This is a genomic window from Photobacterium sp. DNB23_23_1, from assembly GCF_052873815.1.
This window is the reverse complement of record NZ_JBNNXT010000016.1, coordinates 20,822-43,779: the sequence shown is the minus strand read 5'-3', so window position 1 is coordinate 43,779 and position 22,958 is coordinate 20,822. Positions and strand designations below refer to the sequence as shown.

Below are 22,958 nucleotides of genomic sequence, written 5' to 3'. Positions count from 1 at the left end.
AATCCAACGCAAACGATTGCGCAACTCATATAAACTGATTGTGCGATATATATAAAGTTACCGAATGCGAGGTTATGGTCGCCCATGAAAAGTGATATTGAAATTTGCCGTGATACAACGCTTACGCCGATTGATCACATCGCTCAGCGGGCTGGCCTGCTACCTGAAGATCTGACTCCGCAGGGCTCATTGAAAGCCAAAGTAAAGCCTTCAATCCTAAAACGTCTGGCCGATCACGAAGAAGGTAAACTGGTTGTGGTCACCGCTATCACGCCAACCCCATTGGGTGAAGGTAAGACCGTTACCACAATCGGTCTAGCCCAAGGTCTGGCTAAAATCAACCAGTCGGTAATGGCATGTATCCGCCAGCCTTCCATGGGCCCAGTGTTTGGTGTTAAAGGTGGCGCTGCCGGCGGTGGTTTCAGCCAAGTCGCCCCGATGGAAAAACTGAACCTTCACCTGACCGGTGATATCCACGCCGTAACAGCAGCCCATAACCTTGCTGCCGCTGCTATTGATGCCCGCGTCTATCACGAAGAGCGCCACGGTTACGAAGGCTTTAGCGAAAAAACCGGAATGCCAGCCCTTCGCATTGATAGGGAACGCATCGTCTGGAGGCGGGTGATGGATCACAATGACCGTGCTCTTCGCATGATCACTGTAGGTAAGAACCAACCGGGTAAAACCATCAACGGTATTGAACGTGAAGATGGCTTTGATATCTCGGCGGCTTCTGAACTTATGGCTATCCTTGCCCTGTCAAAAGATTTGGCTGACATGCGTCAGCGTATCGGCCGTGTCGTATTGGCTTATGATCTTGATGGCAAGCCTGTAACGGCAGAAGATCTTCAGGTTGCCGGGGCCATGGCAGTGACCATGATTGAAGCCATTGAGCCAACCATGATGCAAACCCTAGAAGGGGTACCGACACTGATCCACGCCGGTCCTTTTGCCAACATCGCTCACGGCAACTCGTCTATCATTGCTGACCGTATCGCGCTTAAACTTGCTGATTACACCATTACCGAAGGCGGTTTCGGCTCGGACATGGGCTTTGAGAAAGCCTGTAACATCAAGGCACAACAAGCAGGCCGTGGGCCAGACTGTGCTGTGGTAGTGGCGACCCTGCGCGGTCTTAAAGCTAACTCAGGCCTATATGACCTACGTCCGGGCCAAGCCCTGCCGCAAGCCATCTTCGAACAAGACGAAAAAGCACTGATTGCCGGGTTCGACAACCTGAAATGGCACATCAACAATGCAGCCAAGTACGGTGTACCTGTCGTGGTAGCCATCAACCGCTTCCCGCAAGACACGGATGCTGAATTGGCACAACTAAAAGAAATGGTTGAAGCCGAGCAATTTACAACCCACGTTGATGTCGCGATCAGCGAAGCCTTTGGCAAAGGGGGGGAAGGTGCGGTTGAACTGGCTAACGCCGTGACCCGTGCCTGTGAAACACCCGCTAACTTCAAGCCGCTCTACGACTTATCACAGTCTTTGGAAGAGAAGCTGATGACGGTTGCTGAAGTCGGCTACGGCTGCCGCGGTGTCGAACTGTCTGATTTGGCCAAAGAGCAACTTGCCCAGTTCAAAGCCCAGGGTTACGACAACCTTGCACTATGCATGGCGAAAACACCACTGTCTATCAGCCATGACCCAAGCCTGAAAGGCGCACCAAGCGACTTTTTGGTACCGATCCGTGAGCTAAAATTATGCGCTGGTGCCGGTTTCGTTTATGCCCTGTGTGGTAACGTAATGACCATGCCAGGCCTATCAGAGAAGCCAGCCTACCTGGGACTGGATATTGATAATGACGGCAATATCGTCGGCTTGAGCTAACGCTCGTTACCTACTAAGAACGCCAGCTTTCGCTGGCGTTCTTGTTTTTACCTGCCTAGGTAATCATTGTCGTGGAACGTTCTGACCCATTGCGGTTGGTAAACCACCAGCAAAGTGATCGCCATTCCGTTAAGCAATGCCTCGGGAAACAATAACAGTGGCGTCAGCACCAGATAATTATCGACAATGTAGTACCAACTATAGAGACCACTGAGCCACATCACCGTACCATTAAGCAATTGATGGGCCGCAATGGTTAACGCACCGTTAAGAAAAGCAGCAACAAAAATATAAACAAATAAGTGCCGTGCCAGATAACAATACGCCAAACGAAACAGGTAAAAACTCAGCCAAGCAGGGAAAATGACTGAAACCAGCAAGTAATTCCCTATTTCGACTATCGGCAACAAGCCAAATAGCGCCAACAACAGAGTCGGAATAACCCCTATCAGCACAGCGATCCTCCAGCCATGGCACAATGCCACTGTGGTCATCGCCAAAAAATGTACTTGTAGCCCATCGGACAGCCCGGCCTTGAGGCTCCAAAGTAAAAAAAGCACCACCATACTGGCCAAGACCCAGTGCTGGTAGTCTTTCTCTGCACGAAACTTAGGCCAGAAATCCCTTGGAAAGCCCAGCACGAGTATTACGGCCGTCGCTACAAAACCCGCTAATTGGAACCCACTCAACGCACCTGACATCCTTTCCCCCACTCTTTGCCTATCCTTTACATCTGACCTTTAAGTAGACTGACCCACTCCACCACCAGAATAAAACACAAACAACGTGCTTCAGAACAATCATCTCAATCCAACAAACCCTAAAATCCATGTAATAATTAAGGACATAGTTTAATTTTATCGCCTAATCATAGTGGCTTTGGATAGACTTTATGCGATTAGTAATTTTTAACAAAAAAAAGTTAGCAAGACGTAACTAGATCAATTTATTTTCGTTTTATCCTGTTAACCTCAATGCCAGCTCAATAAAAAAATTAAGGCCTATCATTATGGAAATGACCAACGCGCAACGCCTGATCCTATCTAACCAGTATTACTTGATGTCTAAACTCACGCCTGAGAACGAAACTAAGTACCGCCGTCTGCAGACTATCGTAGAACGCGGTTACGGCCTACAAATGCGTGAGCTGGATAAAGAGTTCGGTGACCTGCCTGAAGATAACTGCCGTGAAATCATCGATTTTATGGAAATGCACCACGCAATGCAGGAATCTTACAAAATGCTGTCTGACGACAACCAGAGCCAGGTTGATCAGCGCCGCCTTCAATTCCTAGGCTTTGATGCCGCCTCAGAAGCACAGCATGTCCACTATGTGCGCTTCCTAACAGAGGAAGAGGGTCTGTACCCACAATTCGACAAGGCAGAGCACATGTTCAACAGTCAGGTGCCGATGTTGGAAAAATACCAACGTATGCTTCGCACCTGGCGCAACTGCCCGCGTCAGTACCACTTGTCTACCGCTGAAATCCAGCAGATTCTAAACGCCTAACCTGACGACGCTATCCCCCAAGCCGGAGCCTTTGCTCCGGCTTGTTACTTCTGCCACTTGACATCCTCTCCCCCTTAGTAAAAATGTGAGCCCAGCCATTAAATACTCGCAACTTGTGTCAACTTTGACCCTTAGCCAGTATTAAACGTGGTAAAAGCGATAAACCACAAATAATTCAAATTATTAGCCCGTGATTGCACTACTCTTGGTGCCGTTTTCCCTGTATACAAAGAAACATTCTGGTTGGTTGATCTCCGATGATGAAACTTATCTATGCCGTCATACTCCTTTTTTCGTTCTCAAGTTGGGCCAAGCCAACTGATCAACTGATCATCCTAACCACGTTTACTGTTGAGTCGCTACACCCCATATTGAAGCAGTTTCAACAACAATACCCCGAAGTCCACTTCACTATACTCCACCGACGGGAAACTTCTGGCCTACGTCTGCTCAGCCACGAAGACCATGACATCGACATCGTAATTTCCTCTTCGCGGTCACTGTTTACACCGTTGGTCGACGAGGATCGCTTATTGCCGCTCAACGCTTTGAATTTCGATTCGACGTTTCAGCAACAACGTTTTATGCAAGACTCCATCGCCAATGTCGCTATCTTCGGCTATTCCGGTTACGGGCTAATGTGGAACAAGGACTACATCAAAAAACATCAACTCCCTGTACCTAACAAGTGGGAAAGCCTTGCCGACCCGCGCTACTCCCGTCATCTGGTTATGAGCAGTCCGGCTCGTTCCGGTACAACGCATATCATGGTCGAAAACATCCTCCAGCAGTATGGTTGGAAGAACGGGTGGCAGTTGTTGTTGCAAATCGGTGGCAACCTATCATCGATTTCGGCCCGTAGCTATGGCACCAAGAACAGTATTGCCCGCGGATTGGCCGGTATAGGGCCGATCATTGACAGTTATGCCCATGAAAGCCAAAAGCTGTTCCCCTTTATCAATTTTTCCTACCAGCCTAAAAGCCCGCTGTTACCCAGCTATGTTGCAGCGGTGAAAAATATCAACCAAGCAAAGCGAAGCATTGAATTTATTGAATTCTTACTCTCGGACGAGATCCAGCAAACCTTGTCGACCAGCTCACTCAACAAATATGCCCTACATCAAACCATGGCCCAGCCATTTGAAGTCGCCTCGATTGACCACCAACTAATGGAAGAGCGCTCACTCCTGGTCAAGCAGCTGTTTGAGCAAAGCATCAACCACCAGCTTATTCGGCTTAACCAGGCTTGGCAGCTGATCCACAAGGTCAAGCAACTGACCCCGCTGACAGCGGAAGAGCAGCGTCAGTACAACTTGGCGATCAAGTTGGCCTCTACACCACCGATATCCGAAGCCCAGTCACGAAATCCTCAGTTACGAAAAGCGGTTACCATGTCGAAAACCGACATGCACACGACGCACCTCATCAAGGAATGGCGTACTTTGATGACCAATCAGCTCAATCAGGCCATTAGTATCTGCGAGCAGTTGCTCGATAACCACAAGCAGAAAGGTGCCGGCGAATGAGGTTCGGCAACACCATTGGCAACCGCCTTATTGCGTCGATTGCCGTAATGGCTTTACTCACCATCAGTGTCAGCCTGATCGCCATCTATAACTGGGAAAGCCTGGACGATCAAATCCAGACCATGGTCGATAAGAATATGCCGACCCTGCGAGCTAGCTACCAACTGGAGCGCAATACTGCCGGCCTGCAAGCCGCTCTGAACTTGCTCAGCAACAATACCGATCCAATCCTTCATGCGGATCTGAAGCAAAATATCAACAACAAGCTGACCAAGATCAACGAGGCAATCGTGCAGACCGCCAGCCTAAAATACCACTCAGCCATCAAGAGTGAACACGACACCCTGTTCAATGACATCAACGCCTATGCTGATCTGCTGTACCAGCGCAATACCCATCTTTATGTGCTGGCACAAACCGAAAGCAACATCAAATGGCTTCACCATGACATGGTTGACGAGCTTACCCCCATCCGCCAAGAGGTAGAATGGCAGCTGACACGGATGCTGCCCAATGCCTTGGTATCGAGCACCATCAATGAAGTCATGACCGAGTTCTCTCTGCTGCAGGCCATCACCGTCAAGGAAAATGAACTGCACCAGCTGGTGCAAGAAATCATTTTGCAGCGGCAGGAAAGGGATATTGTCAACGCCTTCTATTTCATTGGTTACAAAACCAAAGAAATCAGCCAAATGAGCCAAAGCTTGAGCCACTACACCTCGACTGTCTCATACCGTCAGCTGCTCAACGAACTAATTGCCTTGGTCGAGCCCGGCGGGATCCTAGAAAAGCAACTACTGCAGGACTACAAAATCTATCAGCAGATCACAAGCTACCAAGACAAGATCCAAGCCCAACTGGCTTATCAGGAAGCGCTTATCCTGACGATGGTGGAACAAGAAGATGCCTCGCTCAACGTACTGAATGAGAAAACCCGTCAGGCGATTTCCATCAGTAGTCTGATCTTGTTCGGCACCATGGTGGTCACCTTGTTCCTATCGGTAATGTTGTCGATTTACTTGGTCGGTCAGGGCATAGTCAAACGTTTGAACCTCCTATCCCAGGATCTCATGGCGGTTGCCAACAACCAACTCGACGCACAAATTCAAGTGTCCGGTAATGACGAAATCGGCCAATTAGGCGATAACCTGCGCCACTTCTGCCGCCAAATGCAGGAAATGCAGCAGAGCAATGCCCTGAACCTGATCAACAACACTCAAGCCAGTATCATTACCTGCAACCTTGACGGTATTATCGAGTCGGTCAACCCCAGTGCCCTGAACCTTTTCGACAATATTGAAATGCCAAAGAACCGGTCAATTTGGGAGCTTTTCAGTCCGACCATGTATGCCCGGTTGCAGTCATTATTTACCGAAACCAGTCCGCTATTTAGTTTAGGTGGATGCAACCTGACCTTGAAGCAAAAGAAGCTCGACCAAGAAAACCTCTATTTGCGTTTGGACTTCCGCCTGTTTCAGCAAGGCCAGAATGAAAAGGTGATCATCACTATGACTGATATCACCGAGCAGGAAAAAGCCGCCCGCTGGCTGGAAAAAATGGTGAGGGAAAAAACCCACTCGCTCACCAGTCGCAACCGCCAGTTAAAGCTGGAAATCGAAGATCGCAAACGGGTGGAAGATGACTTGCGCGCAACCCAGGACGAATTGATCCAAGCGGCGAAAATGGCAGTGGTAGGCCAGACTATGACCTCGCTGGCCCATGAGCTGAACCAACCACTCTCGGCTATTTCAACCCATATATTCACGGCCAAGCTGGCATTGGACAAACAACGGCTGGAGCAGCTATCGGCTTCGCTGGAGAAAGTGGAAAGCCTTGCCGCCCGGATGGGGCGGATCATCGCGAGTCTGAAGAGTTTCTCCAAGAAACAATCATCTGACAATCCAATGAAGCCGGTAGAGCTCAACGCTTCGATCAAACAAGCGATGATGATTGTAGAAAGCCGGGCCAAGGTACAACAAACGGAAATCCGTAACCAGCTTACCACTTCATGCTACTGCTACGCCGATCAGATCCAGCTCGAGCAGGTCTTGGTCAACCTACTGGTGAATAGCTGTGATGCCGTCGCTGGTTGCGAACAGCGCATCATTACCCTCGAATCCCTTGGTTGCCAGGCAGGTCGATGTTGCCTGGCAGTCAGCGATAGCGGCAATGGATTTTCCGTCGAAATAATCGAAAAACTCTTTATACCATTTACAACAACAAAAGAGGTGGGACTGGGCCTTGGCTTAAGTATCTGCCGTTCAATCATGAACCGCCTTGATGGTGATATTTTCCTCGCCTCGAACCTACAAGGTGGTGCCATGGTCGTGTTGGAGCTTAAAAATTATGATAATGAATAATGATATCGAAGTACTAATCATTGATGATGACCAAGACGTGTTGGATTCATACCAGCAACTTCTTGAAATGTCAGGTTTTAAAGTCAAAGCCATTACAGACCCAACACTGGCGACTACCTTGTTGCACAAAAACTGGCCCGGTGTTGTAGTGACCGACATGTATATGCCAGGGCTCAGCGGGATGGATTTACTGGAATATATCAAAGACCTTGATCCCGAACTGCCGGTCATTATGATCACGGGACACGGTGACATCCCAATGGCCGTCGATGCCGTCAAGCGCGGCGCACTCGACTTCCTGCAAAAACCGCTACAGCCCGCCGAATTATTAGAGTTACTCGGCAAGCACCTTCCGACCAGAAAGGCCGTGATTGAACAGCGTGAGGCCATCGGTCAGTCCACCCACGATGTGTTACTGGGTGAAAGCCCACTGATAGTTAAAATCCGTGAAAAAGTCACCCAGATAGCCCTGACGTCGAAGGATGTCCTGGTTGAAGGTGAAAACGGTACCGGTCGCCATACCGTGACCAAACTGCTGCACCAACACAGCCAGATGAACAAAGGGCCGTTCGTTGCCACCCTGGGCAGTAACATTACCTGCACCGCCGATCTGCAACGAGCGATGATTTCCGCCCGCAGCGGTAGCATCAGCCTCAACGAACCACAAAACATGCCATTAGAAGCCCAACAATGGCTGTGCCGATTCTTGCTCGAACAAGAACGCCAAAATAAGAAAGAGGTCCGGGTATTGGCAATCACAGGAGCCAACCCTGAGGCTTTGGTTGAGCAGGAAGTCTTGCTGCCCGAGCTGTTTTATTTCCTGAGCCAAGTTCGCTTCCAGCTGCCACCTCTTCGTCAACGAGTCAGCGATATCGCCCCGCTGTTCAAGTACTTCCTAAAGCAAAGCTGCCAGAAGCTCCACAAGGCCGTTCCTGGGATCGACAAAGCCTATATCAACACGCTAAACCGCCACGAGTGGAGTGGGAATGTCCTTGAGCTGAAAAACGTAGCCGAGCTGTACGCGATAGGCATCGTTAAACTGGCCGGACAGGACCGTACCAAACCGCTGGAGCATATGAGCAGCCCGCTGGATGATCTGGTCGACAGCTACGAGAAGCAAGTGATTGAAGATGCGCTGTATCTGTTTGCTGGCCGGATCAACGATGTCTCCAACTACCTCCAGATCCCGCGCAAGAAGTTGTACCTTCGGATGAAAAAACACAATTTGGATAAAGCCGAGTACAAAGCGAGAAGCTAAATAATACCAATTGGGATAAGTCGTTGATCAAGTATTTATGTAGGTTGGTATAACGGCATAACATAGCAAAAAGCTCAGGAGCGAGCTCCTGAGCTTAAGATCTAAAAGAGTGTAATAAGGCACTCGCTTAGAGATAGGGCTTAAAAAGCGTAACGCATACCTAACATTAATTCGTCTTCGTCGTTATCGCCGACACCCCCTTCGCCTTCATCGAGCAGGTTGAACTTATAGCTGCCAAATAAAGTGACACCGCCAATATAGCGAGCATATTCAACACCAATAAAATTGATGTCCAAATCCGCTATATCATCGGCCGAAAAGTAACTGTATGTCAGGTTAACGTTGTTATCATCAAAGGAGTAACCCAAATAGACATCAGCAGAACTGTAGTCAGAACCTTTAATGCCGAGGGATGAAATACTGCCTCCTTGATATAAAGCGGCTAGCCATAAGCCGATATCATTGGTGTATTTTGCCGCAGCGAAAAACGCATCGGAGGTATCGGTGTCAGAGCCATTGCCATAAGTCTCATCACTCGCAGCGTAACCGATCCCGAGATCTAACCCCATCGGGATACTGTAGGCCAATGCGGCACCGTAACCATCACTTTTCGCACTTTCGCTGTCTGAATTGAAGTTGCCATCAACTTGAAACGTCAACCCATAGTCGGTGGTGAATTCGTAGCGTAGGACATTTTTGGCCCTATCCGCTGTTGCTACCGTGTATTCATTAATATAGCCACTAAATGTTTCGGCCATATCAGTCCAATCGGTCAAATAAGTAACGGCATTCGTTTGGTGGCCGTAATAGAGGTTACCGTGACTTGTCTCAATCCCTGCATATAAGTAGCGGGTATTCATTTTGACATCATCACTCGAGCCATCTTCCGCCTCTGTGATCTCAAACTCATACTTACCGAAAAATGACACGTTGCTTGATACCACCTGCGTACCATCAACACTCAATCGCACCCTAGATCGATCAGCGTAACTACTGCTGTTTCCGGGTTCTTTGTTGGCGTCAGAAAAGTTAGCCCTGACTTCCGCTCGTCCACCTATGTTAAAGGTGGTGTCATCATCCTGATAAACCGTTGCGGCAGAAACGAATGTGGTTGAAAATGCGCTTGCCACTGCTATGGCGAGAATTTTTTTATTCATTTATTAGATATCCTATCTTCGTTAATCAGATAAAAATCTGTTATTGAATTAACTCCTACTAGCAATAAAAACTTGCCATTATTAACTTAGGTGACAGGAAAAAAATTACAAAATAATAACTTTTTATTCATCCTGACTTCTACTTTCTGCATTCACCCTGCCCCCTTTATCCTCAGTAATGACAAGATAATCATAATAAGAGGGCGGCTTTGGCCTAGTAGAAGGCTATTTCATCAGCAAAAGAGGGGCACTTATACAGTTTGCTTGCAGCTTGCCTAAACAGACGTTTACAATGCTCGCAACTCCACTGACCGGTGATCCCTATGCCATACCAATGCCCTCTCTGCCACCAGCCGCTGACCCAACAAGATAAAACGTGGAAATGCGCCAGTAACCACCAGTTTGATCAGGCCAAAGAAGGGTATGTCAACTTGATGCCGGCACACCACAAAGGGTCAAAAAACCCTGGTGATAACAAAGAGATGATGCAGGCCAGACGTCTATTTCTCGACGCCGGCCACTATGATCCAATGCGCCAGATGGTCATTGATAAGCTAGAAAAACATCTTCCGGAAGAGGCTGAACAGTTGTTAGATATCGGATGTGGCGAGGGATATTACACATCCGGTTTTGCCGCAGCACTGCCAGCTCACCCAGCGTTGGAAGTGCATGGTTTAGACATTTCGAAAGTGGCGATTCGCTACGCGGCCAAACGCTACCCGACCAGCCATTTTTGTGTCGCTTCTAGCCACCGTCTGCCTTTTTCCGATCATTCTCTCGATGGCATGGTACGCATTTATGCACCATGCAAAGACAAAGAGCTAAAGCGTACGATTAAAACGGGCGGTATTATTGTTACCGTGACGCCGGCAGCCCGCCATTTATACCAGCTAAAAGAGCTTATTTACGACGGTGTGCGGTTGCATGATATGGCAGCCGAAAGTATCGAAGGCTTTGAGCTTATCGACCAGACCCAACTCCACTACGACATGACACTTAACGGCGAAGAGGCAACAGCGCTGATGCAGATGACGCCGTTTGCGTGGAAAACCAGTGATAATGTCTGGCAGCAACTGGCAGCAAGCAAACAATTCCGTTGCGAAGCCGATTTCGCGATTAGGGTTTATCAGCGACAAGCTTAACGGCCAGCAACAGCAATCACATCGCAATCATCAAATAATAGTAGTTATCAATTGCATTTGATAACTACTATCAACTCATTTATCATCACAGCTTCTATACTTAATGATTTGTTTGTCGTGTATTTTTTACTCGACGTTCCCCCAACTCACTGTGATTTGATGCCCATGAAGAAATGGCTTTCCCTCGGCCTTGCTAGCTTAATGTTCGGCTGCACCTCCCATATTGACGTTACTGATATGAACGACAGCATGCCCCAACCGCTGCCAACCATGTACGACTCGACAATCCTTTCACCACAAGGGCAATCTATGACCCTTACCCAGCTCGCCGATGCACTTAAAGATGCTGATATTGTGCTGGTTGGTGAATGGCACGGCCACCCGGGAGCGCATCTGATGCAGGCCCGCCTTTTTGCTGCCCTTTACCAACAGAGCCCTAATATGGCCCTATCAATGGAGCAGTTCACCCGGGATAAGCAGCATGTCGTTAATCAATATTTAAATGGTGAAATCGGCGAGAAAACGCTGATCAAGGATGGAAATGCTTGGCCTAACTACAGTAGCGACTACCGCCCCCTGGTTGAATTCGCCAAAATAAACCAGCTGGATGTTATTGCTGCCAATGCCCCGAAACCCATTGTTCGCTGCATTGGCCAGCAAGGCGAAAGCTACTTGGATCGGCTACCAACCACTGAGCGCAAATGGGTAGCCAAACAACTCACATTGGGCGACGATGCCTACCATGAAAAATTCAACGCGTCGATGCACCATGGCGACGAAGAAAAAACCAAACGCCAGTTTGCCGCCCAAACGACTTGGGATGACACAATGGCTGAAAGTATGGTGGATTACCTTGCTCTTCACCCCGGCAAACAAATTATTCATGTTGCTGGACGCTTCCATGTAGCCGAAGGTTTAGGTACCGCTTCACGGATCACGGCACGCAACCCGGCTCTAAACGTCATGATGGTGACCCCAGTTACCGAAAAGGCCAATGTGGCAGAAGGATCACCTGATTTTACTTTTCAGGTCATGCAACTACCGACAGCCTATGTCGATAAAGACAAAATGCATGCTGCGATGAAAGAAATATACGGCAGGAATAAAACGTTGAAGTGCTATGAGTAACTGCGAGAAAAACCAATAGCCAAGAAAAGAACAGACCCCATCGGCGGCCAAGCTTATGGGGTCATTGGGAGAGATACAGCTAATATCTCATAGCAATTATTATCTCTTACCAGACCTGACCCTTCACTGAACACCGGCCTCTCTGCAGTTTGATCTGTGGCACAGATTTTCATCGCGTCCTTACCGTAAATAAGAAAATATTTCTCTAAAACCATAAATATATCAATAAAGCACAATTATCCTCATACTGACCCAAATACCAGTCAGCGATATAAATTCATCTCAACAAGCAATCACTCTCACTATTCAATGATTGTGTTGCAGCATTATTGACCACCACCGCGTTGCGTAAATGTTAAATGCGTTATGTCATTTTACGCCCTGATACGATAAAACATTATGCTAAGCAACAATTTGAACAGCGTGAAACCAACAAGGAGTGTGAGAATGGATATGAGAAACAATAAACTGCTAACAGCCATCTGGGTCGCCGCCTCATTGAGTATGGCATCTACAGCCGCTGTGGCTGATGTGGCAAAAGTGGCGGTCTCACAAATCGTTGAGCACCCGGCATTGGATGCTGCGCGCAATGGCTTGCTCGATGGCTTGAAACAAAAAGGATATGTAGAGGGCGAGAATCTAGAGTTCAGCTACCAAACTGCACAAGGTAACCCGGCGATTGCAGTGCAAATTGCCAAACAGTTCGTGGGCGAACGTCCCGATGTTCTGGTGGGCATTGCCACCCCTACCGCCCAAGCACTGGCGGCTTCCACCCGATCTATCCCGGTTGTTTTCACGGCTGTGACCGATCCAGTCGGTGCCAAACTGGTCAAAGATATGCAAAAGCCAACGCGCAATGTTACAGGTCTATCTGATCTCTCACCGGTTGCCCAGCACGTTGCACTGATGCAGGAATTATTGCCTGAGATGAAGACCATCGGGGTGGTCTTCAACCCGGGTGAAGCCAACGCCGTTGCCCTTGTTCAGCTACTCCGTGCTGCTGCCGAAGACAAAGGCCTGACAGTGGTAGAAGGCACAGCGTTGAAAAGTGCCGATGTCCAATCTGCCGCCCAGATTGTCGCTTCCAAAGCTGACGTTATTTACGCCCCAACCGATAACACCGTGGCGAGTGCGATTGACGGCCTGGTCAATGCTGGCAACCAAGCCAACACCCCAATTGTCGGCGCCTCAACAACCTATATTGAGAACGGTGCCCTAGCGGCCCTTGGGTTCGACTATTACCAAGTCGGTGTCCAGACGGCTGAGTATGTCGATGCTTTGCTTAAAGGGAAAAAAATCTCTGAGCTTCCTGTCAAAGTGGCGAAAGGTTCCGATCTGGCCCTTAACCAAAAAGCCGCCGATAAACTGGGCTTCACCTTCCCTGCCGCGGTACTTGAGCGAGCATCGTCGATAGAGAAGTAAGAGAGCAGGATGCTCGGTAACAACACTCATAAAGACAAGGAGAATAAGGATGTCTTTCTTTGCCTTTCTCGGAACACTCGAGATCGGACTGGTCTACGGGCTAGTTGCCCTAGGGGTCTACCTGACCTTCCGTATTTTAGACTTTCCCGATCTTTCAGTTGATGGCAGCTTTCCTATGGGTGCCGCAGTTGCGGCAACCGCGATTATTGCGGGGTTCAACCCTTGGGTCGCCACCTCACTGGCTATTGCCGCTGGCGGGTTATGTGGATTGGTAACCGCCTTCTTGGCGGTTCGCTGCGGGATACTCCACCTCCTAGCCAGTATCCTGACCATGATTGCCGCCTTCTCGATTAATATCCGGATCATGGGCAGTCCTAATCTCTCCCTGTTGGGTGAAGATACCTTGTTCACCCCATTTGAAATGCTCGCTTTTGATTACGGATTGGACGAAGGCATTATCCGCCTGGTGATAGTGCTTGCTCTGGTGGTCGCCAGCGCTTGGTTTATCACACGATTGCTCGCCAGCGACTTCGGCCTTGGCCTGCGTGCAACTGGGGTGAACAGCCGGATGGTCAATGCCCAAGGGGGCAATACCGCCCTGTATACCTACTTCGGTTTGGCCTTATCCAACGGGCTGGTCGGCTTTTCCGGTGCCCTTTTTGCCCAAACCAATAGTTTTGCCGATGTCACCTCGGGCGTCGGCACTATAGTGGTTGGTCTTGCTGCGGTGATCCTCGGCCAAACCTTGCTTCCCGGCCGGAAAATCTGGGTCGCTGTCGTTGCGGTGATCCTCGGCTCCATTCTTTATCGCTTGGCTGTCGCCTTTGCCCTCAGCAGCGGGATGTTTGGCCTGCAAGCCTCAGATCTCAACCTGATCACTGCCCTGTTGGTTGCCGTTGCCTTGATCGCCCCGCGCATGAAAGGGAAATGGATTCGTAACAAGAAAAAGCCATCCGCAGCCACCAAAAAGTTAGCCTAGAACGTTGAGGTAAGCATGATTGAACTAAACGATATCCGTGTAACCTTCAACGAAGGCACCATTTTGGAAAACCAAGCGCTCAAGAGTGTTTCTCTCACAGTGCCGGAAAAACAGTTTGTCACTGTGATTGGCTCTAACGGGGCCGGTAAGTCCACGCTATTAGGTGCGGTTAGCGGCGAGACTCCAATGGTCGGGGGGCAAGTGTTGATTGACAATATCGATGTCACCCAAAAAAGTGTCCATCAGCGTGCCGAATATGCGGCAAGGGTGTTCCAAGACCCGCTGGCTGGCACCTGTGGCTCGCTCACCATCGAGGAGAACATGGCGCTGGCCTACAAACGCGGCAGTCAGCGTAGTTGGAAGCTGGCTCTGTCGTCCAAGCGCCGCAAACTGTTTCAGGAGCGGATCAGTATCTTAGGTCTCGGCCTTGAGGATCGCTTGGGTGATAGCATCGGACTGTTGTCCGGCGGGCAGCGCCAGGCAGTCAGCCTAGTGATGGCCACACTGGCAAACAGCAAGCTACTACTGCTCGATGAGCATACCGCCGCCTTGGATCCACGAATGGCCGCCTTTGTGTTGGCACTGACCAATAAAGTGGTTGAGGAATTTGACCTCACGGTAATGATGGTCACCCACTCGATGAAGGATGCGCTGGCCTACGGCGAGCGCACCGTAATGCTGCATCAGGGAGAAGTGGTTCTTGATGTGGCTGGAGAGACTCGCAGTCAGATGGGCGTGAAAGATCTGCTAGAGATGTTCAGCAAGGTCCGAGGGGAGGAATTGGCAGATGATAGTCTGCTATTAAACTAGCAATAAAATTGCTATTCGCGACCAGCGCCAAATTAAAGTAAAATACACATCGTGCCCAGCATGTTCTGGGCCCTTTTTGATTTTTAGGAAAACGATGAAAAAAACATTTGCCTTAACTCACCCAAAAAAAGCGGTTCCACGCGTTGTAGAAGCCATCAAGTACGAAGTAAAAAAGTACCTCAAGCGTGAACGTAACAAATCCCTTCCAGCTGGTGCTGATTACTGGGATTTCGACTGTAAGTTTGGTCATACCGAGCAGGAAGCAAAGGTTATCCACGTTAAAGAAATCAATAAGTGCATTGACGAAGCTGAAACACTAGCGCTAGAGTCATTCTACTTGGAAATCCTGGCTAAGCCGGGTGTTCGCACCAAGCGAGAAGTTGAAGACGAAGAGTAATCGCCGTTTTCAAGACAAAGCCACAATCGCTGTGGCTTTGTCTGCATCACTTCCCTTTTCTGCTTTTTTACCACCTCTTCAGCCATTTTCCTCTTACAAATAAACTCGCTTATTGGCTAGCTAAAAGTCAGTGAGAAGAAGTCGTCGTTGATATTAGAAGTAAAATTCCCCCACTTACATACATTCATGGGTGTATGTAAAATAAAGCTAATGCCCTTACCCAGAGAATACCCATGAAACTTCGTTCGCTAACTGCCAAGGTATGGCTCATATTTCCTATCGGCTTGCTATTGCTGACTGGCTATCGGTTCTCGCAACTGGAAGACACCAATCAGATCCTTCCCCCCCCTCAACCGGTAAAAGTTCAAACGGAGAAAATCACGCCAGAACTGCTAACGGGTTGGTCCTTCTCCGAGGGGACAGTGCAAGCCTACCGCAAGGCATTCCTCGATTTCGAAATGCCGGGCAAAGTCGTTACCATCGGTGAACTGGAAAACGGCACCCAACTTCGGGAAGGAGCACGCGTCTTCGGTCCTGACAAAGCGATCAGGCGCGGCCAACTCTTGGCACAAATTGACAGCCGCCAAAACTCGGCATCAGTAAAAGCACTCGAAGCCCGTCTGCAAGCAGTACGCGCCCAGAAACAAGAGGCCCAAGCTCGCCTGCAACAGGCAGAGAATGATCTCGCTCTTTCCCAGCAAAACTTTGCCAGGATGGAGGAGGTCTATGAGCGCGGCGTGATTTCTCTGGATGAATTCGAACGCAACAAAACCGCTCTACTTAATGCCCATTCAGCCGTTACCATGAACATTAGCGCACTGGAGGCCATTGATTCAGACATTCTGAGTGTGTCCGCAGATATTAACCGTGAAACGGTTAGCCTTGAGAAAACCAGCTTATTTGCCCCATTCGACGGTTATATTGCCGCGATGAATATCCGCGAGGATAACCACTACTACCCACCCGCAGGGATCACTTCAAACCGCGATCGCGAAGCCAGCAGTGCCATTGTGGTGGTTGATGACAGCCTATTGGAAATCCAGCTCGAGTTACCGGTTGAAGATGCCCGCCAACTAAAAGAAGGCCAGACTGTTTATCTCGCAAGCGATAACGCCATCCTGTACCGAGCAGAAGAAAACCAATTCCAAGGTAACGAAGTCGTAACGGGAACTATCTGGTCGGTAAGCCCAACGATCAACCTTCAACGCCGCTCACAAAGTGTCAAAGTACGTGTACTGAACGAGGATCAGAAACTCATCGACGGTGAATTCGTTCGGGCCTGGATCGCCTCGACAGTCGTCGAAGACGCAGTATCTCTGCCGATCTACGCGATATCGTTCCGTGGTGGCAACGCCTTTGCGTTTGTCGTCAATCACGATAACCACGTCGAAGAGCGCCAGCTTTCCCTCGGCCTGCAAGGACTGCGTCGCATTGAAGTACTAAGTGGCCTCAAGGCCGATGATCACGTCGTCACCCGAGGCCAACACCTACTGGTAAACGGTAGCGCTGTTGAGGTAGTAGGAGCGACCCGATGAGGCCGATTGCACGAAAACTCTTTGTCCAAACCTTGGTTGCCCGCCTGTTATTGGGGATGGTGGTGCTCGCAGGGTTGTTGTCGTACAACAATATGGTACGCGAGAACTACCCCGATCTCGAAATCCCCCAAGCCATTGTGATGACCTTCTGGCCAGGGGCTGCGCCAGAGCAAATCGAGAAAGAAATCACCAAACACCTTGAGGATGAGATCCGTAGCTTAAAAGGGCTTAAGTCATTCTCCAGTGGATCATACAACTCTTACTCGATTGTCGCCGTCGAGTTTGATGCCGACATGCCAATGACCGAATCGATGCAATTGCTGCGTGCCGCCGTCGATAAGGCCGAAGCCGAATTTCCGGCCGATGGCAGTATCGAAAAACCCGATATTGAAGAAATGTCAGTCTCCAATATGCCGGTAATAAGCTGGGTGCTAAGTGGTGACGTCGACGATATCTTACTGTCGGATACCGCCAAACGGCTGGAAACCCAGTTTGAAAATCTGCCATTGGTTAAAAAGGTTAACCTCAATGGCATGCGCGAGAAAAGCCTACATGTTCGCCTGAGAATGGACAGGTTGCGTGATCTTGGGATCTCCCCCCTGTTGGTTCGCGATCGATTACAAAATGCCAACCACGATATGGCTTGGGGGGAGTTTGAGTCTGACGAAAATACCTTTAATCTCTACTTATCTGGCCGTTTCGTTACCGTCGATCAGGTGCGCCAACTACCGATCACCCGCCTGAGTGATAACCGTCCGGTACGGTTGGGTGAAGTCGCCGAAGTTAGCCATCGCCTTGATCGCGAAGTCAGCCGAACTTTCTTTAGCGTTAACAACCAAGCTTACGAGCCGGGGATAACCCTCGATGTGCTAAAACATCCTGGAGCCGATACCTTTGCCGTCATCGTGTCTACCCAGAAAATGGTCGATCAACTCACCAACCGCTCTGATTGGCCCCAAGGGCTATCCTTGTCTCGGGTCAGCGACGACGGCGAGTTAATTGAGCTGGCATTCAATGATATCTCCAGCTCCATGCAGCAAGCCGTTGTGATCGTGTTTATCGTGTTGATGCTGCTACTCAGCTGGCGCGAAGCCTTGGTTGCCGGCATCGCCCTGCCTGTCACCCTGCTGGCAACGCTGGCCGTGATGGCAAGCTTTGGCTACTCCTTCAACTCCATGATCATGATCGGTATGGTACTGGCACTCGGCCTGATGGTGGATGTCTATATCTTGGTGATGGAAGGAATGCATGAGGGGTTATATGTCAAAAAGCTCTCGTTTGCCGACGCGGCAATGGAAACGGTTCGTCAGTTCATCTTGCCAGCAACCGCGGGTCAGCTCACCACCATTCTGGCTATGGTACCAATGATGATGGTGGGGGGGATTGACGGTAAGTTTATTCGTATTCTGCCAATCACTATCACCGTCACCCTGCTGCTCAGCCTGTTTATCGCCTTTCTGATCTGTATCCCGCTGTCACGGTACATGCTCGAAAAAGCTGCCGACAACAACAAAGAGCTGCTAATCGATAGGCTTTCAAGCCGCTATCGCCACCATTTACGTCGTTGGCTGAACACCTATGTGCTCAAGAGTAAGCGCCGGGCCGGAGTATGGGTTGGCGGTACACTGGTTCTCTTCATTGCCAGTATCATGTTGGTTGGTTTGATGCCTTCGGAAATGTACCCAGAATCCGATGATCGCAAGATTGGCGTATCACTGGTACTTGCCCCCGACTCGACCTTGGAGCAATCACAACGGGCTGCGGATAAAGCCGGTGAATTCCTGCGCCAACAACCTTGGATCGAAAAAGTCATTACCTACGTCGGAGCCAAAAGCCCAATGACAACGGCTTCGCTCAATGATGCCCTGCTGCCGTCCCAAGAATGGAACCAAGTGGGCTTCAGCCTGACTCTCTATCCGAAAGATCAGCGCGATAAGTTGTCATTCGAATACTTGGAGGAAATCCGTGATGGCATCCAACAAGCATTACACGATGAGCCCGGGATCGAAGTGTCTTTAGTCCACATTGGTGGCAACCCAGATACCTCTGCACCGATCCAAATTGACTTAATTGGCCCAGATTATACCCAACTGATTGCCAACGCCGCAGCAGTCAAAACCGCACTAGCGCGGGTACCTGGTAGCAGCGATATCAATGACAACCTAGGCCCTGCCCGCTATGAGGTGCGCTTTCACTTCAAGCATGAAATGCTAAGCTTCCACCAACTGTCTGAATCCGAAGTCTCACAGCAAATTCGAGTGGCGATGGAGCAAGACGAAATCGGTCACTTCAAGATTGAAGGTATCGATGACGATGCCAAGATGCGTCTTAGCGTATTGTGGCCAAGCCGCGGTGACAACCTAGGCGGTCCTCGACATTTATCGGAAATGCAGTTACTTCACATCATCAGTCAGGATGGCCGAGCCGTGCCACTGACCGATCTGGTTGATTACCAGATTGTCGAAACACCGCGGGTCTTCGTTCACAAGGAGGGACAGCGTGCTGTTACCGTTGCCTCGCGAACGGAAGGGCGCACAGCAAGCGAGGTACTCACGATTTTGATCCCGCAGTTGGAACAGCTGCAAGCCCAGTGGCCGAACGGTTATTACTATCAGCTTGGTGGTGAAATGGCCAAAGCCGACGAAAGCTACAGCGCGATGGGAACGGCTTTTGTACTGGCCATGTGCTCAATCTTCGTATTGCTGGCAGTGATGTTCAACTCGTTTGCCCAACCGGCGATTATCTTGTTGATTGTGCCACTCGCCTTGATGGGGACCTTCTTCGGTTATTTCCTCTCAGGCACCGCGATATCGTTCTCGGGGCTGATCGGTGTCGTATCGCTAGCAGGAATAGCGGTGAATAACGGTATCGTGTTGGTTGACACCATGAACCGCCATCTAAAGCGAGGCGAGTCTGTCGCGCAAGCAGCAGCCTATGGCGCCGCTGAGCGCCTAAGACCTATCCTAAGTACCAGCTTGACGACTATCCTGAGTCTATTGCCTCTGGCATACAGCGATCCACAGTGGTACCCGCTTTGTATGGCGATTATCTATGGCTTGGTTGCATCGACGATCATTGCCATTGTAATAATCCCCGCGTTGTATATTCTTTTGACCAAACCATTAGGTAGCCCAGTGACACAAAGCGCCTAATTGATTATCGGGAGTGCTGTGGCACTCCCGAATTTCGGGTAACGTAAATGGCAAGAAAACGTAAAGAAGAAGCAGAACAGACCCGGCTTTTGTTGCTTGATACCGCAATGAAAGTATTCAGTCAAAAAGGCCTGAACAAAGCGACCCTCGCCGGTATCGCCTCAGAGGCGGGACTCACCCGAGGAGCAATTTACTGGCATTTCAAAGACAAAGCCGATTTGCTTGATGCACTATGGCAAGAGCAGTCGACCGCTGTTCAGCATGCGGCAGAAGCCGTCGCAGAACAAACTGGCCCTGTATTGCGAGAAGGTGTACTCAATATCGCCCGGGTGCTTCTGACAGAGATGCGTGACACCCCTAAAATGGCCATGATTATTCAGCTATCACTGCAGGGGTTTACCGATGAAGATCTACGTCTACGCAGTATCGAGAAGGGGCAAGAGGACAATGCAAAAGTAGAAGGGGCAATGTCGCAACTGCAGCAAGATGGCCTGCTATTGCCCCACCTTACCGCTGACATAGCTGCCGTTATCTACAGTGGCCTGCTGACAGGGATCTGTGAACAATGGACAATGTACGATCGCATTGCTACAACCGACGAACAGATAGAGCAGTACGTCCACTCCCTGTCACTGGCACTATTTATCCAGTAATTATTGATCCAACAGACAAACCGAAGATGGCCGACAAATCGCTAGAACCAGCGCTCCAATGAGCTTTTATCCAGCTGCTTGAAAGCACGATTTAGCACCTGCGCCAGCTCCTTGTACCGCGGCCGGCTTTTCAACGGCTGCAGGGCATGCCCTTCACTGGCAATCTTGTCATGGATCTCACGGTACCAACTTGCCAGTGACGGCGGTAAGTCAGTCCGGCTTCGCTTGCCCAGCCACCATAACCCCTGCAACGGCATACTCAAGGCAAACAATGCAACCGTAATCGCCTGCGGTAAGGCATTGTAATTATCGAACGCCATCTGGCTCAGCACACTCATGACAGCAACAGCTGGCATCACACGCATCGCAAACCGCGTGGCCTTGATATAACGCTGCTCGGGAAACAGAATGGCCAACTCTTTGCGCATTGGCCACGTGGCCATGTAATCCTGACCATAACGGAAAGCTTGCCAAATCGAATGTTGTTGACTCATAAACCACCAAATTTCAAAAAAAAGAGTAAACATTAAAAACTAGCGATAAGAAACTTGATTCAAATTAATTTTTTCTAAAAATACTTTTGTTATATTGCGTCACAATCGCTATCCTAAGCACGCCTACATTTATTGTTGCCCGTAATCATCGTTATGGCAACTGAAGGCGCTTCCAAGGATGGCCCAGAATCTGGGTTTCACGATTCTATCTTGATACGGATGTAGCACGATTTTGACCCTGATTAGACCGGCTTATCGAAAAGTCGTCTATCCTATGGGTAATTTTTATATCAGTTGAATATCAACTTTCAGACAGATTATAGGTAGTCACTCATGTCTAAGCTGGTTTTAGTTCTTAACTGCGGTAGTTCTTCTCTTAAGTTCGCTGTTGTTGACGCAGTATCAGGTGAAGAGCACCTGACAGGTCTTGCAGAATGTCTGCACCTTCCAGAAGCACGTATCAAGTGGAAACTTGACGGTAAGCACGAAGCACAACTAGGCGAAGGCGCTGCTCACGAAGAAGCGCTAGCGTTCATGGTAGACACTATTCTTGCTTCTAAGCCAGAACTAGCAGAAAACCTACAAGCTATCGGTCACCGTGTTGTACACGGCGGCGAGAAGTTCACTAAGTCTGCACTTATCTGCGGCGATGTACTAAAAGGTATCGAAGACTGTGCAACACTAGCACCGCTTCACAACCCAGCACACATCATCGGTATCAAGGCAGCTCAGAAGTCTTTCCCTGCACTTAAGAACGTAGCGGTATTTGACACAGCTTTCCACCAGACAATGCCTGAAGAAGCATACCTATATGCGCTTCCGTACAACCTATACAAAGAGCACGGTATCCGTCGCTACGGTATGCACGGTACTTCTCACCTATTCATCACTCGCGAAACAGCGAAGCTGCTAGGTAAGAAAGAAGAAGAGCTAAACATCATCAACTGCCACCTAGGTAACGGTGCGTCAGTTTGTGCAATCAAGAACGGTCAGTCTGTAGATACGTCTATGGGTCTAACTCCTCTTGAAGGTCTAGTGATGGGTACACGTTGTGGTGATATCGACCCAGCTATCATCTTCCACCTGCACGACAACCTAGGTTACTCTGTTGAGAAAATCAACACGATGCTAACTAAAGAGTCTGGCCTACAAGGTCTAACTGAAGTGACTTCTGACTGTCGTTTCGTTGAAGACAACTACGGCGAGAAAGAAGAAGCGACTCGTGCAATGGACGTGTTCTGTCACCGTCTAGCTAAGTACGTTGCTGGTTACACAGCTTCTCTAGAAGGTCGTCTAGACGCAATCACTTTCACTGGCGGTATCGGTGAAAACTCTGCACCAATCCGTGAGATGGTTCTAAACCGCCTTGCTATCCTAGGTGTTGAAGTTGACGGTGAAGCGAACCTGAAAGCACGCTTCGGCGGCGAAGGCGTTATCACTACAGCAAACAGCCGTGTTCCTGCAATGGTTGTTTCAACTAACGAAGAACTCGTTATCGCTGAAGATACAGCTCGTCTAGCTGAAATCTAATCGCTCGATACTGATTGCTACGGCTGGCCTAGGCCGGCCGTTTTTTCATGACTTATGACCTTTAGG

Annotated in this window: 18 protein-coding genes; 15 read left to right on the top strand and 3 right to left on the bottom strand. The window is 49.4% G+C overall.

Annotated elements, in window-relative coordinates:
* The first annotated feature begins 84 nt into the window (after positions 1-84).
* The gene (locus ACVA53_RS12115; protein WP_446505234.1) at positions 85-1,839 is read left to right on the top strand and encodes a formate--tetrahydrofolate ligase; all 1,755 of its coding nucleotides are present in this window, start codon (positions 85-87) and stop codon (positions 1,837-1,839) included.
* Between the two features lie 47 nt (positions 1,840-1,886).
* On the opposite strand, the gene ACVA53_RS12110 is transcribed toward ACVA53_RS12115, so the two are convergent.
* A complete protein-coding gene (locus ACVA53_RS12110; protein WP_255041007.1) occupies positions 1,887-2,540 on the bottom strand; it encodes a hypothetical protein in 654 nt (217 codons plus the stop codon).
* 308 nt (positions 2,541-2,848) lie between these two features.
* Here ACVA53_RS12110 and ACVA53_RS12105 point away from each other — a divergent pair, with 308 nt between their 5' ends.
* The 4 genes from ACVA53_RS12105 to ACVA53_RS12090 all read left to right on the top strand — a co-directional run bounded on the left by ACVA53_RS12105 (position 2,849) and on the right by ACVA53_RS12090 (position 8,493).
* Entirely contained in the window at positions 2,849-3,349 is a 501-nt protein-coding gene (locus ACVA53_RS12105) for a YfbU family protein (RefSeq protein ID WP_255041006.1), read from the top strand.
* Between the two features lie 257 nt (positions 3,350-3,606).
* The gene (locus tag ACVA53_RS12100; RefSeq protein WP_446505233.1) at positions 3,607-4,875 is read left to right on the top strand and encodes an ABC transporter substrate-binding protein; all 1,269 of its coding nucleotides are present in this window, start codon (positions 3,607-3,609) and stop codon (positions 4,873-4,875) included.
* Positions 4,872-7,235 (top strand): ATP-binding protein, encoded by a 2,364-nt coding sequence (locus ACVA53_RS12095; protein ID WP_446505232.1) that lies wholly within the window; start codon positions 4,872-4,874, stop codon positions 7,233-7,235. The genes ACVA53_RS12100 and ACVA53_RS12095 overlap by 4 nt, the downstream gene beginning before the upstream one ends.
* Positions 7,222-8,493, top strand: a complete 1,272-nt coding sequence (locus ACVA53_RS12090) for a sigma-54-dependent transcriptional regulator (protein WP_446505231.1) — start codon at positions 7,222-7,224, stop codon at positions 8,491-8,493. Before ACVA53_RS12095 ends, ACVA53_RS12090 begins: the two co-directional genes overlap by 14 nt.
* 140 nt (positions 8,494-8,633) lie before the next feature.
* On the opposite strand, the gene ACVA53_RS12085 is transcribed toward ACVA53_RS12090, so the two are convergent.
* Positions 8,634-9,650 carry a porin gene (locus ACVA53_RS12085; RefSeq protein WP_446505230.1) on the bottom strand — a complete coding sequence of 339 codons (1,017 nt, stop codon included), beginning with the start codon at positions 9,648-9,650 and terminating at the stop codon, positions 8,634-8,636.
* 323 nt (positions 9,651-9,973) lie between these two features.
* On the opposite strand from ACVA53_RS12085, the gene rlmA reads away from it, so the two are divergent.
* The 9 genes from rlmA (at position 9,974) to ACVA53_RS12040 (ending at position 20,868) form a co-directional block, all read left to right on the top strand.
* Positions 9,974-10,792 carry a 23S rRNA (guanine(745)-N(1))-methyltransferase gene (gene rlmA / locus ACVA53_RS12080; protein ID WP_446505229.1) on the top strand — a complete coding sequence of 273 codons (819 nt, stop codon included), beginning with the start codon at positions 9,974-9,976 and terminating at the stop codon, positions 10,790-10,792.
* A 165-nt stretch (positions 10,793-10,957) separates the two neighbouring features.
* Positions 10,958-11,920 carry a ChaN family lipoprotein gene (locus tag ACVA53_RS12075; RefSeq protein WP_255040999.1) on the top strand — a complete coding sequence of 321 codons (963 nt, stop codon included), beginning with the start codon at positions 10,958-10,960 and terminating at the stop codon, positions 11,918-11,920.
* Positions 11,921-12,373: 453 nt separating this feature from the next.
* Complete coding sequence (locus tag ACVA53_RS12070) at positions 12,374-13,342, top strand: ABC transporter substrate-binding protein (protein WP_255041070.1); 969 nt, start codon at positions 12,374-12,376, stop codon at positions 13,340-13,342.
* Between the two features lie 49 nt (positions 13,343-13,391).
* Positions 13,392-14,321, top strand: a complete 930-nt coding sequence (locus tag ACVA53_RS12065; RefSeq protein WP_255040998.1) for an ABC transporter permease — start codon at positions 13,392-13,394, stop codon at positions 14,319-14,321.
* 15 nt (positions 14,322-14,336) lie between these two features.
* The gene (locus ACVA53_RS12060; RefSeq protein WP_255040997.1) at positions 14,337-15,131 is read left to right on the top strand and encodes an ABC transporter ATP-binding protein; all 795 of its coding nucleotides are present in this window, start codon (positions 14,337-14,339) and stop codon (positions 15,129-15,131) included.
* Positions 15,132-15,225: 94 nt separating this feature from the next.
* Positions 15,226-15,528 carry a DUF6172 family protein gene (locus ACVA53_RS12055; RefSeq protein ID WP_255040996.1) on the top strand — a complete coding sequence of 101 codons (303 nt, stop codon included), beginning with the start codon at positions 15,226-15,228 and terminating at the stop codon, positions 15,526-15,528.
* A 233-nt stretch (positions 15,529-15,761) separates the two neighbouring features.
* Positions 15,762-17,063, top strand: a complete 1,302-nt coding sequence (locus ACVA53_RS12050) for an efflux RND transporter periplasmic adaptor subunit (RefSeq protein ID WP_255040995.1) — start codon at positions 15,762-15,764, stop codon at positions 17,061-17,063.
* Complete coding sequence (locus ACVA53_RS12045) at positions 17,060-20,215, top strand: efflux RND transporter permease subunit (RefSeq protein ID WP_446505228.1); 3,156 nt, start codon at positions 17,060-17,062, stop codon at positions 20,213-20,215. The genes ACVA53_RS12050 and ACVA53_RS12045 overlap by 4 nt, the downstream gene beginning before the upstream one ends.
* Positions 20,216-20,262: 47 nt before the next feature.
* The gene (locus ACVA53_RS12040; RefSeq protein ID WP_255040993.1) at positions 20,263-20,868 is read left to right on the top strand and encodes a TetR family transcriptional regulator; all 606 of its coding nucleotides are present in this window, start codon (positions 20,263-20,265) and stop codon (positions 20,866-20,868) included.
* A gap of 41 nt (positions 20,869-20,909) precedes the next feature.
* Here ACVA53_RS12040 and yfbV read toward each other — a convergent pair whose 3' ends face one another.
* Positions 20,910-21,362, bottom strand: coding sequence for a terminus macrodomain insulation protein YfbV (yfbV, locus tag ACVA53_RS12035; protein WP_255040992.1), 453 nt, complete (start codon positions 21,360-21,362; stop codon positions 20,910-20,912).
* Between the two features lie 333 nt (positions 21,363-21,695).
* Between yfbV and ACVA53_RS12030 the strand changes: the two genes are divergently transcribed.
* Positions 21,696-22,892, top strand: coding sequence for an acetate kinase (locus ACVA53_RS12030; RefSeq protein WP_255040991.1), 1,197 nt, complete (start codon positions 21,696-21,698; stop codon positions 22,890-22,892).
* Positions 22,893-22,958: the final 66 nt, after the last annotated feature.

What these genes read in the sequence shown, in the direction of transcription:
- ACVA53_RS12030 (WP_255040991.1), top strand. Translation starts at nt 21,696, where the DNA reads ATGTCTAAGCTGGTTTTAGTTCTTAACTGCGGTAGTTCTTCTCTTAAG.
- ACVA53_RS12085 (WP_446505230.1), bottom strand. Translation starts at nt 9,650, where the DNA reads ATGAATAAAAAAATTCTCGCCATAGCAGTGGCAAGCGCATTTTCAACC.
- ACVA53_RS12075 (WP_255040999.1), top strand. Translation starts at nt 10,958, where the DNA reads ATGAAGAAATGGCTTTCCCTCGGCCTTGCTAGCTTAATGTTCGGCTGC.
- ACVA53_RS12100 (WP_446505233.1), top strand. Translation starts at nt 3,607, where the DNA reads ATGATGAAACTTATCTATGCCGTCATACTCCTTTTTTCGTTCTCAAGT.
- ACVA53_RS12060 (WP_255040997.1), top strand. Translation starts at nt 14,337, where the DNA reads ATGATTGAACTAAACGATATCCGTGTAACCTTCAACGAAGGCACCATT.
- ACVA53_RS12110 (WP_255041007.1), bottom strand. Translation starts at nt 2,540, where the DNA reads ATGTCAGGTGCGTTGAGTGGGTTCCAATTAGCGGGTTTTGTAGCGACG.
- ACVA53_RS12040 (WP_255040993.1), top strand. Translation starts at nt 20,263, where the DNA reads ATGGCAAGAAAACGTAAAGAAGAAGCAGAACAGACCCGGCTTTTGTTG.
- yfbV (WP_255040992.1), bottom strand. Translation starts at nt 21,362, where the DNA reads ATGAGTCAACAACATTCGATTTGGCAAGCTTTCCGTTATGGTCAGGAT.
- ACVA53_RS12070 (WP_255041070.1), top strand. Translation starts at nt 12,374, where the DNA reads ATGAGAAACAATAAACTGCTAACAGCCATCTGGGTCGCCGCCTCATTG.
- ACVA53_RS12095 (WP_446505232.1), top strand. Translation starts at nt 4,872, where the DNA reads ATGAGGTTCGGCAACACCATTGGCAACCGCCTTATTGCGTCGATTGCC.
- ACVA53_RS12045 (WP_446505228.1), top strand. Translation starts at nt 17,060, where the DNA reads ATGAGGCCGATTGCACGAAAACTCTTTGTCCAAACCTTGGTTGCCCGC.
- ACVA53_RS12050 (WP_255040995.1), top strand. Translation starts at nt 15,762, where the DNA reads ATGAAACTTCGTTCGCTAACTGCCAAGGTATGGCTCATATTTCCTATC.
- ACVA53_RS12115 (WP_446505234.1), top strand. Translation starts at nt 85, where the DNA reads ATGAAAAGTGATATTGAAATTTGCCGTGATACAACGCTTACGCCGATT.
- ACVA53_RS12105 (WP_255041006.1), top strand. Translation starts at nt 2,849, where the DNA reads ATGGAAATGACCAACGCGCAACGCCTGATCCTATCTAACCAGTATTAC.
- ACVA53_RS12055 (WP_255040996.1), top strand. Translation starts at nt 15,226, where the DNA reads ATGAAAAAAACATTTGCCTTAACTCACCCAAAAAAAGCGGTTCCACGC.
- ACVA53_RS12065 (WP_255040998.1), top strand. Translation starts at nt 13,392, where the DNA reads ATGTCTTTCTTTGCCTTTCTCGGAACACTCGAGATCGGACTGGTCTAC.
- ACVA53_RS12090 (WP_446505231.1), top strand. Translation starts at nt 7,222, where the DNA reads ATGATAATGAATAATGATATCGAAGTACTAATCATTGATGATGACCAA.
- rlmA (WP_446505229.1), top strand. Translation starts at nt 9,974, where the DNA reads ATGCCATACCAATGCCCTCTCTGCCACCAGCCGCTGACCCAACAAGAT.